Raw genomic sequence first — 17,776 nt, forward strand, 5'->3', positions numbered from 1 at the left:
TTTTGTGTTTTACAGTTTTTAAATGCACCTAGCTTTTAACTGTGAATTCTCGGTTCGGGATGAAGACTTGCGAGCAACTCGCTCTCTACTAATGATAATTCCTCCAACCTCTGCATCACAATATCCCGATCGAAATAAGTTGTTGCTAAAATCCAATATACCCCGTAATGGCGCGCCTCCGAAGCCATCAAACTGCGGTAAAACTTAGCTAATTGGGCGTCGGGACAGCGATCGCCCAGCAGCCCCAACCGTTCGTGACTGCGCGCTTCTATCAAACCAGAAACCAACAAAGAATCCAAAAGTCTCTCCGGTTCCTGCTTGCGAATTTGGGCGGACAAACCGGCACCATAGGGAGGTGCAGCCAAAGGGCCCAAAGCAATGCTGCGCTGTTCTAACCGCTGGTTGACTTGCTCGAAATGCTCTAATTCTTCGCGGGCGATCCCCGTTAGCATCCTCACCAATTTTTCCTTTGCTGGGTAGCGAAACATTAAATTTAACGCTACTCCCGCCGCTTTCCGCTCGCAGTGAGAATGGTCTAATAAGATTGTATCCAAATGGGCGATCGCCTGTTCCACCCAAGCTTCCGAAGTCGGCTGTTTTAAAAACTTAATAGTTGGCAGTGTTGAAGTCATACCATTTTAGATTTCAGATTTTAGACTTTAGATTAGTCATTTTAGGGTGCGTCAGGTTAGGATCGCGAATTAAATAACTTATAATTTTAATTGTTATTGTGGGATGGGCCTGAAAGCCCGTCCACTCATGACGGGCGGGACGCCCATCCCACAAACTTGTGGAAGTTATTTAATTCTCATTCCTTATGATGTTTTCTCACATTGCGGATTGTTTGGCCTGACGCACCTTATCCTATAATTAGCGCGTTATCCTATTTTACATAATTTTTCCAAGACCGCATACATATCACCCGCAAACTTTTTCGGATTCCACAGCGGCGACAAATTGGCTGGATCTTTAGATTTCACCAACTGTGATTTAATGGCATTTCTCAATTCACGCTCTTTACCCAATTTTACACCAACTTCCACATATTCCGACAAAGACAAAGCCACACCTGTTTCAATTCCCAAAGTCTGCAAAAACGAATAACCCATTCTCGACAAAAATTGCTCTCCTGTGCGAGTCACCACCGGCAAATTAGACCACAAAGCCTCTAAAGTTTGAGTTCCTCCGTTGTAAGGATAAGAATCTAACAACACATCTGCCAGCAAATAGATAATTCTGTGTTCTTCCTCAGTAGCAAACCTCGGCAAAAACTTAATTCGGTGCTTGCTCACTTTCTCAGCTTCGCAAGCTTGGTGATATGCAGCCTCAAACACCGCAGCATCGCCTAAAGCTTTGTGAATTAAGATACTGTTCGGCACTTCTTTGAGAATGGCAATTTGTGCTTTTACCAACTCGCGATTAAATTTTCTGCCGGGAGCCACGCACAGGTAAACTATCTGATCCAAACCGATCCGATGCGATCTTCTCAATGCAACGGGATCGACTCCATATCTCTGAAAACCCGACACCGCTACAAAGGAATCAGGCATCCTAATTAGCTGCTCGTCATAATATTTTTCCCTGTCTGCTGGGTGCGAGTGCCCGTCTGTAAGAAAGTAATTTTTCGGCGATATGTAAGGGGCGTCAAATCCCAGCCAAGAAACACAAACTGGTGCGGGTTTTTGGTAGAGAATGTCAGCGTGAACTGGTACGCTGAGAGAATCTAAATCAACTAAAACGTCCAATTCATCTTGCTGAATTTGGTCTATAATTTCGGCAGAGTTTGCAATTCCGTTCGGGTAGGTTGTGGGAAAAGTCAGTTTGCCAAAACTTTCAAATTGCTGAGTGCGATCGTCAGGAACAATTCTTTCGGAAGCGTACAAATACACATTTGGTGTGATATTTGACAATTCGCAAATGATGTCAGCGCTGCACCAACCTACAGAATGGCGGCTGAAGTGATTGGACAAAAAGCCGATTTTTAACTGGCTGGATGGAACCGTTGGTTTGAAACTGTAATTTGCGGGTTGAGAAAAATTAGGTTTAATACATTGGTCGATATACTTTTGAGCAATTAATCTGTAAAGTTTTGAGTTGGCCGCCAAGTCATCTCGCAAATAGGGCGTGCTGAATAACAAGTTTGCATAAAGCGATTTAATTTCCACCGGGCTAGCGGTTTCTAAGTTTTGCTGCAAGTACGACTCTAGCTCTAAAAATCGATCGCCCGCAATTTGATTTAATCCCGACACTTGATAGGTGCTGATGAAGTAAATCGCGGTCATAATTGGATCTGTTTCGGCACACATTTGGCTGTAGTGGTGCACGGCTTGCCGCGCGGCAGCTAAATCGCTAGTATCTCTGAGGATGCCGCACAAATGTTGGTGGGCAGAAATAAAATCCGGTTTAATTTCTAGGGCTTTTTGAAGGTTGGGTATTGCCTCTTTAAATTTGCCCTGGTGGCGCAAAACTTGGCCAATTTGACAGTATGCTTCGGCTAAATCGGGTTTAAATGCGATCGCCTGCTTCCATGCAGCCACCGCCTCATCTAATTTCCCTTGCCGCGCTAATGTATCTCCTAAATTTAAGTGAAAATCTACCTGAGCAAGGTGGGGATTGAGTTCGAGAGCTTTTTGCTCGTAGGCTACCGCTGCATCCTGCTGCCCCTGCTGCTTCAGTGCCCCTGCCAAATTCCAGTAAGCAGCAGCCAAATTCGGTTTAAGTTCGATCGCCTTTTCATAATTGACAACCGCCTCCACCAAATGTCCTTGTTTGTAGAGCATACTGCCCAAATTAGCATAAGCCTCAGCAAAATCGGGATTCAGAGCGATCGCCTCGGAATAAAACCGCATCGCTTCCTCAATTTGGCCGCTTGCTTGCTGCACATTGCCCATTGTCACGTAAGCCGCCGCCCAATCCGGTTGCAATTCCAGAGCACGGCGACAAGCAGCGACGGCTGCTGCTAAATTGCCTTGAGAGTAATAGGTTTCAGCAGCGACTGTCAGGGATGCAGCATCTTCAAATTGGGGTGTTTCGGATTGGTTGCTAAAATCGGAATTCATTTGGCGGCCTATCTGTGCTATCAAGTTAAAGGTTGAATCTATATTATTTTGCAGAGTAGCAGTTTTAGCGGAACTACGGGCGATCGTCACAGAGAATTTATGAGCGACAAGCAAGCGACACAGCGCCAACATAACATCAAGTGGAAACCAAACCTCCTGCTGGGGATACTCTTGTTAACCTTAGCAATCCCCTTACCCTTTGCCCAAAAGACTTTCGCCCAGCAGCAGCAGACAGCCAGCTTTCGGCAGAAATTATTTCAAACTGCTCTTTATTTCACCCTATATTTTGAGGGCGGATTCAGCAATCACCCAGCCGATAAGGGCGGCAGAACTTATCGGGGCGTCTTGCAAACGGAATACAACGCCTACCGCTACAGTCGTGGGCTTCCGCCCCTCGACGTGACGCAGATGTCGGAAGCAGAGCTCCTAGAAATTTATAAATATTACTGGGATTCGAGCCTATCGGGCACGATGCAGCCGGCTTTGGCGATCGTCATGTTTGACACTGCCGTTAATTTCGGTATTAATAACTCTATTACCTTTCTTCAGCAAGCATTAGGATTGCCGCAAACGGGAGTTTTTGATGCCCGCACCAAGGAAGCGCTAAAAGGAGCGAATAATAGAAATACCGCGTTGCAAATGATTAACGAACGAATTATTTACCGCTACAAACGGGTACAAGAAGACCCGACTCAAATGGCTTTTTTCCGGGGTTGGCTGAGTCGCGATTACAGTTTGTGGGGTTATGTGAACAAGATTAAGAATTAACAGTTAACAGTTAAGCTGTGGAGCGTTTAAAATAGTATTGTATGGTGCAGGAGGGCCTCCGCGTTTCCCTTGCCGGTGGAAGCGATCGAGCCGACGCACCCTACAGGTTTCGTTAGTGGTTTAAATGCTCCACAGGTTAGTCCCTCTCTGCTGGGACGAAAGTTTATGTAGTAGCGGTTTTCAACCGCCGAGTCTTATCTGTTATGCCCATCGCATTTCCCACAGCCACAGCAGCCGATTGACAATGCTAGCGATCTTGTTGCAGAGTGATTCATCCGCTACCATTATCCCTCGATGTACTGAGTAAAAACACTCCGTCTTGCCGATGAATCGGGCGCCAATTTCCGAAATCGAAGGGACAACGAACCAGGAACAAGGAATTTTTTATTAAAATTTACACATACAAAAATTAGTCAATTCTCCCAAATGCCTTCTACATAAGAGCCTTCCACCTTCATTTGACGCTCTATCTAAAGTTAGGTAAAATAATTCATATTTTATGCATAGCAGCTTTGAGCAAATCTTCAGCAGCTTTGTATCTAAGGCAACAATATCACTAGAGTGTTTATTGTTACCTTTGATACGTAAAAACCAAATAATTAGAGGGAGCGAGAAATTGGAAGTTTTTGAACGATCGCAACAACGGCAAACGCCCTCAACCCGAATGGCTGCAGTCGAGTCTTTTTGCAAAAAAGCGAGTATTGCAGTAATGGCGATCGGCTGTACAGTCATTTTGGGTTGGATATTCGATGTGCAACTCTTAAAAAGCATTCTGCCCGGACTCGTTACCATGAAAGCCAATACTGCGGTATGCTTTATTTTGGGCGGGTTTTCTCTATTCATCCAACAGACTAGGCGCACCAAATTAACAGCAAGAAAGCCTCAAAAAAATTATAAGAAATTGATTTTATTATCCTCATTTTTAATTATATTAATTAGCCTATTAACCCTACTTCAATATAGCTTTAATTTAGACTTAGGCATGGACCAACTGCTATTTAAAGAAAGTTACACATTGACAATTACCGGAACACCAGGACGCATGGCACCGAATACTGCTGGTGCTTTTTTATTGCTGGGAACAGCGCTGCTGCTGCTGTCAGAACGTCGGCCTAAATACCTGCGGATTCAAATCTTAAGCTGTTGTGCATTTTTAATTGCATTTACGGGTTTGATAGGCTATTTCTACGACAAAGCTTTATTTTACCAAATTGGCAATAATACAGGGATGGCTTTGCACACATCCGCAGCATTTATGTTGCTGAGCTGCGGCATTTTATTTGCCAGTCCCGATCGAGGATTGATAGCAGTAATGACGAGCGATCGCGCGGGCGGCATCATGGCGCGGCGCTTGTTGCCACGGGCAATCATTATCCCACCTTTAGTCGGTTATTTCATCCTATTGGGAGATCGGTTACAAGCCTACACGCCGGAGGTAGGGATATCGCTGTTAAGCGTATTGAACGTGATTATTTTTACAGTTCTGATTTGGCATTCTGCCAAAACTCTCTGCAGCGCAGACCGGAAACGCTATCGAGCGGAACTGGGACTGAGAAAAGCTAAATTAGACTTAGAAAATCAAGTTGAGAAACGGACTATCCAACTGCAAATAACCAACGAGCAATTGCAACAGCAAATTTTCGACTCTCAAACAACAAAGCAGGCGCTTCAAAAAAACTACAATCTGTTGATGACAGTAATCAACAGTACGCCCGCAGCCCTATTTGTCAAAGATATTCAGGGCCGTTATCTAATGCTTAATGCTGCGGGAGCCAGTATAATTGGCCAGTCTGTAGACGACATTATCGGCAGAGATGACAGCGAGTTGTTTTCGCCGGAAATTGCGGAAAATATTATAAAAACCGATCGCCCAATTATGGCAGCGGGAACAACGGAAGCGATCGAAGAAGAGCTGCCCGTCAAAGGAAATTTGAGAATATTTCTTTCTACAAAAAGTGCTTACCGGGACGGCTTAGGAAAGATCAGCGGTATAGTTAGCATCGCGCGGGATATTACTGAGAGCAAACAAGCCGAAATCGCTAACAGAAGTTTAGCAGCAATTCTGGAAGCAACCCCGGATTTTGTAGGTATCTACAACCTCGAAGGACGCGCCATTTACATTAACAAAGCCGGCAGAAAAATGGTGGGTATAGGCGAAAACGAAGATATATCCAAGCGAAAAGTTGCAGAATTCACGGCAGCCTCAGCCCGCAGCACTTTGAAACAAGCGATCGCCACCGCTGTTTCCGAGGGCTTTTGGAGTGGAGAAACAGCCTTCGTGTCAGCATCGGGACTCGAACTTCCCGTCAGCCAAGTCCTCATCTCCCACTCCGCACCGGGCGGCAAACTCGCATACATTTCGACGATCGCCCGCGACATCAGCGATCGCAAACAAGCTGAACAAGCGCTGCAACTGTCTCAAGCTCGTTTCGCCGGCATTTTAGAAATTGCCGAGGACGCGATTATTTCTGTGGATGCTGACCAAAAAATTATCCTGTTCAACCAAGGTGCAGAACGGATTTTTGGGTGGACTGCTGCTGAGGCGGTCGGGCAATCCTTGAGCCTGCTGTTGCCCGAAGCTTTTGCCACCCCTCACAGTCACCTCGTCAGCAATTTCGGCGGAGGCGTTAAACAAGCCCGAACAATGGGCCACCGCAAAGAAATTTTCGCCCGCCGCCAAGACGGTACGGAATTTCCCGCCGAAGCTTCTATTTCCAAACTCGAAGTGGCAGGCGAAATCATATTCACAACTATTTTGCGCGACGTGACAGCCAGCCGCCAAGCCGAAGAAGCTGTGCGTCTGAGCGAGGAAAGATATCGATCGCTGGCCATGGCTACCGCACAGATGGTTTGGACGACAAACGCTAGCGGAATCTTCGACAAGCCTCAGCCTGATTGGATAGCTTATACGGGCTTGAGTTCTGAAGACAAGGACTACTGGATAAAATCAGTGCACCCAGAAGATCGCGATCGCACAATACAAGCTTGGAAGCGCGCCATAGAAACAAAAAGTCTCTACGAAGTCGAGCACCGCTTGCGAGCTGCAGACGGCAGCTACAGACACTTCTGGGTGCGGGCCGTCCCCCTTTTGGCAGCCGACGGCAGCGTTCGCGAGTGGGTGGGAACTCACACCGATATTAGCGATCGAGTCCAAGTTTTGGAAGCACTCAAGCAGTCGGAGGGACAGTATCGAGTGCAAGCAGCCGAGCTCGAAAAAGCTGTCCACGAGTTGCACCAAGCTCAAACTCAACTAATCCAAACCGAAAAAATCTCTTCTCTCGGCCAGCTAGTCGCCGGCGTCGCCCACGAAATTAACAATCCGATTAACTTCATCTACGGCAACATTACCCACGCCAGCCAATACGCCACAGACTTACTCAGTTTGCTCCATCTTTACCAGGAGAAATACCCAAATCCCGTCCCAGAAATTGTAGAAGCAGCCGAAGATATTGAAGTTGATTACTTAATGGAAGACTTTACGAAGATTTTGGAATCAATGAAAGTTGGAGCCGATCGCATCCGCGACTTAGTTGTATCCTTACGCAACTTTTCCCGACTCGACGAATCGCAGATGAAGCGAGTAGATATTCACGAAGGAATCGAAAGCACTTTGCTAATTTTGCAGCACCGGATCAAAGCTAATGTACTTCGTCCCGCTATTGAGATTATCAAAGAATACAGCAATTTTCCAAAAGTAGAGTGCTATGTAGGTCAGCTCAATCAAGTATTTATGAATCTTTTAGTAAATGCGATCGACGCCCTCGAAGAGTACAACAGCACTCATTCTTCAAAAGAAATATATGCTCGCCACAACCGAATTCGGATTAGCACCAGTGCGAATTCCGAGACAGTAACAATTCGGATTGCCGACAACGGGATGGGAATCAATCAAGAAGTTATTGGCAAGTTGTTCGACCCATTTTTTACTACTAAACCAGTCGGCAAAGGCACAGGCTTGGGACTGTCAATCAGCTATCAGATTATAGTTGAAAAACACCGAGGCAAATTGCGGTGTATTTCCACGCCTGGGGAAGGTGCAGAGTTTGTCATCGAGATTCCCATTTGCCAGGAAGTATCAGCGCTGGCTACCGAAAACACAAAGGAAATGGTCAATCTATTTTAGATTTTAGATTTTAGATTTTAGATTTTAGATTTTAGCATTGACTTGCGCGAGATAAATTCGAGGGGCAAGTTTCTCGGATACAGGTTTTTTATTTCTGGACGGATGAATCACGTGGCGGGTATCCTGGATGCTTTCGGTCATTAGTCATTAGTCATGAGTCATTAGTCATTAGTTTCAGGGCTGATCCATCGGGGGGGCTAGAAACCCGGTTTCTACGAGTTTTGCGTTGAGTGACGAGAAATATAGGAAGAAACCGGGTTTCTGAGGTAGCGAGTGCATCCTGGGCTTGCATTTGGATATCGTAGTCTGAAAACCTGGATTTTCACGAATGCCGGTACTCTCCCTTTCTCGATCGCCCTAAATCGAAATAATTCTTTACAATAAAAAAGTAACAATCCAATTAACCTTGACAAATTCCCTTGAAAATGCCTGTAAACCAACTTTCTCCAACCACAGCCTCGACGCAAACACCGACACTCGACTTTGACATAGCCATCGTCGGAGGGGGCATAGTCGGGGCAACCTTAGCCAGCGCCTTAAAAGATTCTGGATTGAAAATAGCAATAATTGAAACCCAACTCCCCGCAATCGCAGCAGCCAAAAAACAAGCCTATGCAATTACCTTGCTATCAGGAATGATCTTAGAAGGTATCGGCGTGTGGCAGCAAATCTTGCCGCAAATCACCACCTTCGAGCAAATTAGCCTCTGCGACGGCGACTATCCCGGTGTGGTCGAATTCCACCGCCCGGATTTGGGAAATACTGGCAAATTGCCCGTACCAAAAGCAGCTTTAGGTTACGTTGGCGAGCACGGAGTCATGCTGTCAGCTTTGCAAGAATCTTTGGCAAAAAACCCGAATTTTAGTTGGGTTTGTCCGGCGGAAGTAGTCGAGGTAAAATATTTAACCGATTGCGCCGAAATAGAAGTCAAACAAAACGGCGAAACTCGGACAATTCGCACCAAATTATTAGTCGCCGCCGACGGTTCGCGATCGCGCATCCGCACCGAAGCCAACATCAGCACTCGCGGGTGGAAATACTGGCAATCCTGCGTTGCTATCACTATTAAAGCAGAAAAACCGCACAATGATATCGCTTTTGAGCGCTTTTGGCCGAGCGGCCCGATGGGAGTTTTACCATTACCGGGGAACCGCTGTCAAGTAGTTTGGACAGCACCTCACGCGGAAGCTAAAGCTTTGCAACAAATGGATGAAAAAGAGTTTTTGACTTTGTTGGAACAGCGCACGGGCGGGCTGTTGGGGCGTTTGGAATTGGAAAGCGATCGCTTTTTGTTTCCCGTGCAGTTAATGCAGAGCGATCGCTACGTTTTGCCCAGATTAGCACTAATTGGCGACGCCGCCCACTGCTGCCATCCCGTCGGCGGCCAGGGATTAAATATGGGTATTCGAGACGCTGGGGCGATCGGCCAAATCTTGCAGCAAGCGCACCAAAAAGGCGAAGACATCGGCGACTTGCGAGTATTGAAACGGTATCACAACTGGAGGAAAAAAGAGAATTTAATCGTGTTAGGATTTACCGATTTTCTAGACAGATTATTTTCCAATACTTGGCTACCAATTGTAGCATTTCGCCGCTTTGGATTGTGGTGTTTGCGGACAATTCCCCCAGTGAGGTTTTTAGCCTTGCGCTTGATGACAGGCTTGATGGGGCGGCCGCCGGAATTAGCGAAAAATTAGGACTTACGCACGGGTGGTCAGAAACCGGGTTTTTGCGAGAATACTTCGTTAAAACCCATATAAACTGCCAAAAACCCGGTTTCTTTAGTATTTATGCGTAATTCCTATAGAAGTACAGTTTAACTATTAGCAAAATTCCCCGATGTCTAATCTGGAGAGTGTGAAATATTAAACCCGCTCAAAACGCGCCCCAATAAATGGAAGACTCGCCCTTGGAATTTGTCGCCGCTTTACTAATATTAGATTCTTGATTTTCAGGCTCGGTAGCGGTGACAAGCGATGGTAAAGACCTAATTCGCAACTCGTTTAGCAAACTGTGAATATTACATGGCTCCGCATCGATAATGCTGGCGAGGGGTAGCAAATTTTTAACGGCATATTCCCCAAGCCTAGCGTTAATACTTTCTGCTAAATACGATAGCATAATATATCTGCTAGCACTACTGATAATCTGAAAAATTTTATTGAATTCGTCAAAGTGTTGAGTACCCGGTATATCTGTGGCAATACAGGTTTCATCGCTCAAAAATAAATCTACATTAATTTGACTAGCCGCTGCAACTTGAGCTTTGGTCAACCAGATTAAATCTAAAATTGGTTCCGATTCGCACTCGTGAAAAATCAACCGCTTCAAACCCGATCGCAATTCTGCCGAATTTAAGGTATTTTGCCATTCTAGACACCAATCGCAGCTTTTGGTATTGCGGGCGACTTTTACTGTTTTCGGGCGTTCTCTAGCATCTTTCAACAAAGAAAGACAGCCAACCGATTTAGCAAATTTGACAGAAACTCTATCGTGCAGTATCCGGTTAGAGTCAATATAATCCTTGCGCCAATGCGCGTCAGGGATGAGAACTTTTTCCGCCAAACAAAGCGTGTTGTTAGCGGTAAGAATCGGTATATTGTTAACTGCGACTCCTTGTAATAACTGTTGAGATTCCAGGCGGTAGAGTACCTGAATCGCGCAGTTTTTATCCGCTTCATTTAAAGCATTATTGCCGTACTCTGCTGCTAGTTCTGCCAGGAAGTCTAAGTAGTCTTGTACAGTGGGCGAGATCCTTTGTCCTAATAACTGATAAACTTCGCAATGAGAATTAGAACTAGGTATGGTTGTGCGTCGATTTCCGAAAAAACCAACATCATCTAAAAAAACGTGTTTGGGCTGCCAAAACTTACCCGTAGACTCATCCCACAGACATTGACGATGAGCAAAACGCTCTTGAATTTGCCGCTTTTGATCTGCCGAAATACCGCCTTTTACCAAAGTATCGTAAAAATACTTGTAAATCGCCTCGACTGATTGCAGTTGTGTATTTTGATTGTTGGATAATTTAATTTGAACTGTCATTTTCCCAAAGTTTTATGATAACATCAAAGTAGTCGATAACGGTATTTGGGTCTACAGGCTCAAAACCCAGTGCCTTTTTGATTTCTACCTTCAGTAAATCCCGCTGAGGACGTGCAAATATAAACTTTTGGCTGGCGACTAAAGGAGCATCTTGAATGAAACACAAGTCTTTAGCGCGGTACAATCTAGGTTCAGGTTTTGCAGCACCGAAATATTGGCTTAACTTTTGAGGATTTCCCTCGACAGGAAGCCAAGGTTTATCTACAAGTGCTTCTGGTAGTGTCTTGTTGCTGTTGGCAAGTCTGATATTTTTGATCGCATCCCAGTTGTCAACGATGTAGTTAAAAATAGCAATGCAGCTATCGGCTACAGCCTCTGCACCCGCTCGATTTGCCCTTTGAATGAGATTGTCAACGCAGGCTAAAATGTCATCAGCATCGGGATTTTGCCTCATTCCTAACTCTGAGAAAAATTTCAGCCAAATTTCAGAATTCTGCGAGTAAAATTCCATGTCTGGAATCACTGCTACATTCCCGATAATGTTTCGGACTACCTCACTAAAAGGATTATAAATCAATTGGGCAGCTCTCAATCTCCTGTCACTACAGCGTACCAGACGTGCCTTTTTAAGCTCTTCCTGGAATCCGAAAGCATTCTCTCCTGCATTTTCTAACTCTTTGCTAGCTTTAGTCAAGTTATCCCTAATCCAAGTTAGTGCGATTAACTGTTCTTCTGGGGAAAAGGAGGCATACTCTGGCAACAAACAGTCACGAATTAGTCGGGCGCGGTTGAGTATTGGTACTTGCAAAAGTTGGAAAAGTGGCAGCCATTCTCGTTTTTGTCCTAAGCGTAAAAGGCGCAAACTACCTGCAATTTCTGGCGGTTCATATCCGTCGCCCGGAAGGTAGACATTTTCACTGTAGAGGTCAACTATTTCGCCGGAAGTTGTTGGATAAATTGGCAGTTGGCGCAGCTTCTTTTTCCGGTTTTCATCGTAATTTATTTGCTCTCGACTTGCCAGGAAATTCAGCAGATATGTATAATGCTTTTCGTTGTAAGGTGGCAAACCTCGATCGCACCGCGAATATACTATGTCTAGGATATCCGGGCCCGTGATACAATAGACTAACTGATTTTTGTGGCGATCGGCAAATTGTGCGATCGCACCCTCAAGTTTTGCCGGTGCTTTGACAAGTGTTGCCCCAAAATATTCTACCGCCGCAATTGTTTCCGCCTCAATTCGATCCCCGCGCAACAAAGGAGTGTCAGCAATTTTCGCTTTGTAAAGCTTGCCATTACTTCCCGGAACCAGTGGCACTTTTGTCAAGGCATCGACTGTTTCTTGCGACAGATGTCTCGGATTTATCTTGTAAAAATAATCATAAACTAGAGTCAACCATTCTGCATTAGGAGGATGCGTTGCATCGGGATTCCAATCAATTTCTGACGCAGTTGAATCCACCAACTTAACCAATTGCTTGGCTACTTCCGCAGCAGTCATGGCTGAGATGCCCTTTAGATTGTATGCAGGCAATAATTTAGTTAAATCTTGGTGGAGAAACCATTCGGGATAACTGACAAATATTTCCCTCTGCGCCTCATCTGCAATGTAGATAGTGCCGATCGCATTATACCCAAATACCTGCAAAGTATTGTCAGCCAGAATAGCAAGTGGCAAACCGCGCAAATCTTGACAATTGTCGCTGAGACAATATCGCAGCATATTCCCAATCCACTGCCGATTTCGCAGGCTTGCTTTCGGTGCATCCGACAGCGCAATCCCTAGGGATTTATTTTCGATTAAATGCTTTCGCAAGTTGGCAGCAGTGAAGGTTGGTAAAGGCAAACCTGCATCTTTAAAAGCTGTTAAAATCGAATCGGGCAATGGCGGATTTGGAAGATCGATATTATCGGCACACAGCGGTGCTAATAACTCGTCCCAACACTTTTTAGATGGTAAATTTTTGACTGTCGGAGGTGTCACCCATCTTGTCTGTGACATTACTGCTCCGGTAATTTTACCCTCATATACAATTTGTTTGACAGCCGATCGCACAACTGGTTTGTGGTACAATAACTGCATCACAAATCCCTGCAATTCTTCCAGAGCTTTGCTGGCAGTAATTTTGCTAATCGGCCAAATTTGGTAAAATTTATCTGATTCAAATACTCCGATATCTTGCACTAAATCGACAATTAAGTTAGCACAAGCATGAGACAAAACGTGGCGCGCTAGTAGCCCATTCCAAATAGCTCTAGGCTTATCTTTTCCCGTTTGTCCGCTGTCGCTACTGAGATTATCCCGCGAACTATTTAAGTTGAAAAAACCGTTGATGTGAACCTGCCAACCAGTTTCGAGAGGAAGCGGCAAAAAACAGTAAACTTTGCCCGAAACAGGCGCCAGATTTCCCTCTGTACTGGCAGCATTAATTCTAGCAGCCGCACCGGCCCAAGGCACGACTTTTTCTTGGCTTTGGTGCATTGCTTCTATGACTTTTGCCAATTCGCCGCCTTCGTCTGTGCGAATTAAACTGACTATTCTCCAAGTTGACTTGATAGTACGATCGCAACTAATCGTTTCTATCTCGTGGCGGTAAGAAACTGAGACTAAACCGTCATGATTGCGGTGGCACAATTCCAGCAACTTGTCGGGGTTATCGGGAATTGCATCAAGGATTTTTTGTCGCGCCGAGCGGACTTCTTGCGGATTTTTGGTAACAATCGCTAGAATTTCTTGCCTAGTTCCTTGACTGTTTGCAGGAATTTCGTATACTCTAATTTCCTGAACAGATTTCAAAAATAGCAAAAGTTCTTCACCCGACTGTCTCAGTTCGTCTAGGAGTTCCTTGACGTTTGATTCAGTAAAAGCTTGTTTGCGAATCTCGCTATTTTTTGCGCTTTCCGTTGTTCGCAGAGGCAGCCGAAATAGAGTACCTTGAAAGTTTGTATCTCCAACGGGCAATCCTCCCGCTGCATAGACTTGCATAAAATCGGGATATTTTTGGTACCATTTAGCCTCTGCCAAATTCCACTCGCGCCCAGGTTCTTGCCGAGAAGTGCCGGGAATAGCTGCACCGTGAGGGTCAAAAAAAATGATGCGATCGCGCGACACGAAACTGGGAAAATCTGTAACGTGATAAATTGCATTAAACCCAACACCAAACCTACCCGTTTTCTGCAAGTCTCGCGCTTTTTCGCTTTGTCCCAAGCTGCGAATGCTGTCAAAATCTTTGTCTGCAAACACGCTATCGTTGTAGACTAACATCGCCGGCCCCATTAGCAGTACCATGCGATCGTCCGGCAATGATTTGACGTGATGGTTCCGCCAATCAAGGGTTATTTCTACCCGCGCTGCTTTCGCATCGTCAGCATTTTGAATTAATTCTTTGAGAATCCCCACACCTTCGGGATAATCTCGGATAATTCCCCTCAATCGGGCGATTAAAGGTTCTGATTGATAGAAAGATTTTCCCTCAACTTCGCTGTTGCTGTAAGCCATAGATGTTCAGACGGCAGGAATTTTCATGCGAGCGCGGGTGTTCGCTCTCTACCCATACTATAACTGATAAATTAATTCATTCTTTAACAACTTCCATCAACTCCTCAATCAAAACATCGAGGGTGCGAGCTATCTTTTGAATGGATGTGATATCAACCGTTGCTAGTCCTTCCGATCGAGCATAGTGGCTGACTGTGCTGTACGGAACCTCCGATCGATCGGCAACATCCTTTAGCGTCCATCCTTTTTCATCAGCCAACTCTCGGATTCGGAACCTAACTAACCCCATTCTACTTGACAAACGATAACTACAGCACTTTCCAGGTAAGTGAAGTACAGAGAAACCGGGTTTCTTTAATAAAACCGGTTTCTGGCGAGAAATCCAGAAGAAACCCGGTTTCTGGGGTGTACTTTATAAACCTGGAATCCGCTGTATCTATGTTTTTAATTCAAACACAATAGTCGATCGACAGTTAAACAGTATTTTGTAGGGTGCGGATCTGTCAGAAGTTCGATCGCACTTAAAGATATCTGATGAATCCGCACCCTACCGTACTCGCCCACAAATCAAAGAAACCGGGTTTTTCACCAAATCTTCGCCTGTAACCAAATATTCTCGCAAAAACCCGGTTTCTGCCCACCCACCCATCAAAAATAAAACAACTGCCGACAGCCAAAACCGTCAACAGTTGTTTTATATATTCAATGCGGATGGCGAGACTCGAACTCGCAAGGACATATTGCCACACGCACCTCAAGCGTGCGCGTATACCAATTCCGCCACATCCGCTCTTTCTGGCAATCTCCGGGATTTTTGCGTTACCAGTTAAAGATTCACAGGTTGAGGTTCCTGACATTTAACTCGTAACTTGCCCTTTGACACCGCCGATTTACAATCATAGCACCACTACCAGCAAAATGTAAAATAAATTTTTGTGAACAATTTCTGGAAAACGATTATCCAGAACATACCGAAAGGCATTATTGTACAGAATATTGAGTGAATTAAGCAGCGAAGATGGGGTTCTCGAAAATTTTAATCGCTAATCGGGGAGAAATAGCTCTCCGCATATTGCGGACCTGCGAGGAAATGGGGATTGCCACGGTCGCCGTACACTCCACCGTAGATAAACACGCCCTGCACGTCCAGTTGGCAGACGAAGCCGTTTGCATCGGGCCCCCCACCAGCAGCAAAAGCTATTTAAACATCCCCAACATCATCGCGGCAGCCCTGACACGCAACGCCGCAGCCATTCACCCCGGTTACGGCTTCCTCGCCGAAAACGCCCGATTTGCCGAAATCTGCGCTGACCATCAAATTACCTTCATCGGGCCGTCTCCGGCAGCAATGCGGGCGATGGGCGATAAATCCACCGCCAAAGAAACTATGCAGCGGGTGAAAGTCCCCACAGTTCCCGGTAGCGACGGATTGCTGGCGGACGATCGCGAAGCTTTGTCGATCGCCCGCGACATCGGCTATCCTGTGATGATCAAAGCCACCGCCGGCGGTGGAGGCCGCGGCATGAGGCTAGTGAGAGAACCCTCGGAACTCCCCAAACTATTCTCAGCAGCCCAAGGCGAAGCCGACGCAGCCTTCGGCAACCCCGGACTTTACCTCGAAAAATTCATCGAAAAACCCCGGCACATCGAAATCCAAATCCTTGCCGACAACTACGGTAACGTCATCCACCTCGGTGAGAGAGATTGTTCGATTCAGCGCCGACACCAGAAACTCCTCGAAGAAGCCCCCAGCCCCGCCCTCAGCCAGAAACTGCGAGATCAAATGGGTCACGCCGCCATTGCCGCCGCCAAATCCATCAACTACACGGGTGCGGGCACTGTCGAATTTCTGCTTGACAAATCGGGCAAGTTCTACTTCATGGAAATGAACACCCGCATCCAAGTAGAACATCCCGTCACCGAGATGATTACAGGCCTCGACTTGATAGCCGAACAAATCCGCATCGCCCAAGGAGAAAAACTGCAAATCAAGCAAAACCAAGTCATTCTCAACGGCCACGCGATCGAGTGCCGCATCAACGCCGAAGATCCCGATCGCAATTTCCGACCCCACCCCGGCATAATCAGCGGTTATTTGCCTCCCGGTGGCCCCGGCGTGCGGATGGACTCTCACGTTTACACCGATTACGAAATACCCGCTTACTACGATTCTTTAATCGGTAAAGTAATTGTATGGGGGCGCGATCGACCGACAGCCATTCGCAGGATGAAACGGGCATTGCGGGAATGCGCTATCACCGGCGTTCCTACCACCCTGGGCTTTCACCAAAAAATCCTCGATTCCCCCGAGTTTCTCAGCGGCGAAGTTTACACGAATTTCGTCGAACAGTTCTTGAACCAAAATAGTCATTAGTCAATCGATTTTGGATTTTAGATTTTGGATTTTGGATTGAAAGATTGAAGAAAGCAACCCCACGGATCGATCCGGGGGTTTTTACCAAGCCTGCTTTCAGTCAACAGTCAACAGTCAACCCCCAACAGTCAACAGTCAACCGCCAACTTCTACATCATCATTGTCAGCAGCCCTTGCTGGCCGAGAATCATTTCTCGCAGCAAGCTACAGATACCCACCCAAATAATCGGCGTAATGTCCACCCCGCCGATCGGCGGTACAATCTTTCTAGTTATGGCTAAAAAAGGTTCCGTGGGCCAAGCAATCAGACTCAACGGCAATTTGCTCAGGTTCACCTCGGGATACCAAGTCAGAACGATCCGAAAAATAAACAGCAAAGTCATCACGACTAGGACAGAGCCCAGAATCCAACTTGCAACGGTAATACCAGTCATGGGTCTTATCTCGAAATCTTAAGTTTTGTTAAGTCTGCCATTCATAATTTTAACCGTTTCACAGGTGCGATCGAAAGTATAAAATTAATAAAAATCAAATTGTTGTAACAAAGGCTTGGAATCTATGACTCCTTCTCTCGCGAACTTTTTGTACAGCCTGCTGGTGGGCGTGGTGGTAGTAGTGCTTCCAGCAACGATCGCCCTGATCTTCATCAGCCAAAAAGACAAAATCAAGCGCACCTAAAAAGTCAGCGGGTTTCTAAGTCCGGCGCTGCAAGTCAATTTTCGGCTACACGTCGGGCATTTCCCCGATGCGAGAAACCTCGGCTGCCAGCAACTGTCAAGGCAAAACCTTCAGTTGACTGCCAAGCTGAGGTTTTTTCCCGTTAAACTCATTATTATACTGACTTCCCAAGCTGAAACCCTGACCGGACTCTGCCCCAGAAAGCACCGTCGGGCTGACAGACTTAATGA

At 46.0% G+C, this 17,776-nt stretch carries 11 protein-coding genes and 1 tRNA gene; 5 read left to right on the forward strand and 7 right to left on the reverse strand.

Annotation, left to right across the window (positions count from 1 at the left end; genetic code table 11):
• Positions 1-35 precede the first annotated feature (35 nt).
• Together QUB51_RS10585 and QUB51_RS10590 are read right to left on the reverse strand one after the other, a co-directional pair.
• Positions 36-632: a tRNA isopentenyl-2-thiomethyl-A-37 hydroxylase MiaE gene (locus QUB51_RS10585; RefSeq protein ID WP_333051921.1), complete on the reverse strand. Its 597-nt coding sequence runs from the start codon at positions 630-632 to the stop codon at positions 36-38.
• Between the two features lie 246 nt (positions 633-878).
• Positions 879-3,059, reverse strand: coding sequence for a tetratricopeptide repeat protein (locus tag QUB51_RS10590; protein ID WP_333259854.1), 2,181 nt, complete (start codon positions 3,057-3,059; stop codon positions 879-881).
• Positions 3,060-3,158: 99 nt separating this feature from the next.
• On the opposite strand from QUB51_RS10590, the gene QUB51_RS10595 reads away from it, so the two are divergent.
• From QUB51_RS10595 to QUB51_RS10605, 3 genes are all read left to right on the forward strand, one after another.
• A complete protein-coding gene (locus QUB51_RS10595; protein ID WP_006634869.1) occupies positions 3,159-3,827 on the forward strand; it encodes a glycoside hydrolase family 108 protein in 669 nt (222 codons plus the stop codon).
• A gap of 616 nt (positions 3,828-4,443) precedes the next feature.
• A complete protein-coding gene (locus tag QUB51_RS10600; protein ID WP_333259857.1) occupies positions 4,444-7,950 on the forward strand; it encodes a PAS domain S-box protein in 3,507 nt (1,168 codons plus the stop codon).
• 425 nt (positions 7,951-8,375) lie between these two features.
• Positions 8,376-9,647, forward strand: a complete 1,272-nt coding sequence (locus QUB51_RS10605; protein ID WP_333259860.1) for an FAD-dependent hydroxylase — start codon at positions 8,376-8,378, stop codon at positions 9,645-9,647.
• Positions 9,648-9,825: 178 nt separating this feature from the next.
• Here the strand turns inward: QUB51_RS10605 and QUB51_RS10610 are convergent, their stop codons facing one another.
• From QUB51_RS10610 to QUB51_RS10625, 4 genes are all read right to left on the reverse strand, one after another.
• On the reverse strand, positions 9,826-10,995 hold the full coding sequence (locus QUB51_RS10610) for a hypothetical protein (RefSeq protein WP_333259863.1): 1,170 nt from the start codon (positions 10,993-10,995) through the stop codon (positions 9,826-9,828).
• Positions 10,979-14,494, reverse strand: coding sequence for a sacsin N-terminal ATP-binding-like domain-containing protein (locus QUB51_RS10615; RefSeq protein WP_333051906.1), 3,516 nt, complete (start codon positions 14,492-14,494; stop codon positions 10,979-10,981). The genes QUB51_RS10610 and QUB51_RS10615 overlap by 17 nt, the downstream gene beginning before the upstream one ends.
• Before the next feature lie 76 nt (positions 14,495-14,570).
• Positions 14,571-14,783 (reverse strand): helix-turn-helix transcriptional regulator, encoded by a 213-nt coding sequence (locus QUB51_RS10620; protein WP_333051904.1) that lies wholly within the window; start codon positions 14,781-14,783, stop codon positions 14,571-14,573.
• 417 nt (positions 14,784-15,200) lie between these two features.
• Positions 15,201-15,284 (reverse strand) — tRNA-Leu (locus QUB51_RS10625).
• 228 nt (positions 15,285-15,512) lie between these two features.
• Here QUB51_RS10625 and accC point away from each other — a divergent pair.
• On the forward strand, positions 15,513-16,868 hold the full coding sequence (accC, locus tag QUB51_RS10630; RefSeq protein WP_333051901.1) for an acetyl-CoA carboxylase biotin carboxylase subunit: 1,356 nt from the start codon (positions 15,513-15,515) through the stop codon (positions 16,866-16,868).
• Between the two features lie 149 nt (positions 16,869-17,017).
• On the opposite strand, the gene QUB51_RS10635 is transcribed toward accC, so the two are convergent.
• Positions 17,018-17,302, reverse strand: a complete 285-nt coding sequence (locus QUB51_RS10635) for a YggT family protein (protein ID WP_333051898.1) — start codon at positions 17,300-17,302, stop codon at positions 17,018-17,020.
• 124 nt (positions 17,303-17,426) lie between these two features.
• Between QUB51_RS10635 and psbX the strand changes: the two genes are divergently transcribed.
• Complete coding sequence (gene psbX, locus QUB51_RS10640) at positions 17,427-17,546, forward strand: photosystem II reaction center X protein (RefSeq protein WP_333051895.1); 120 nt, start codon at positions 17,427-17,429, stop codon at positions 17,544-17,546.
• The last annotated feature ends 230 nt before the right edge of the window (positions 17,547-17,776 follow it).

Origin of the sequence: Microcoleus sp. AT8-A3, from assembly GCF_036705675.1 — a bacterium.
Lineage (GTDB): Bacteria > Cyanobacteriota > Cyanobacteriia > Cyanobacteriales > Microcoleaceae > Microcoleus.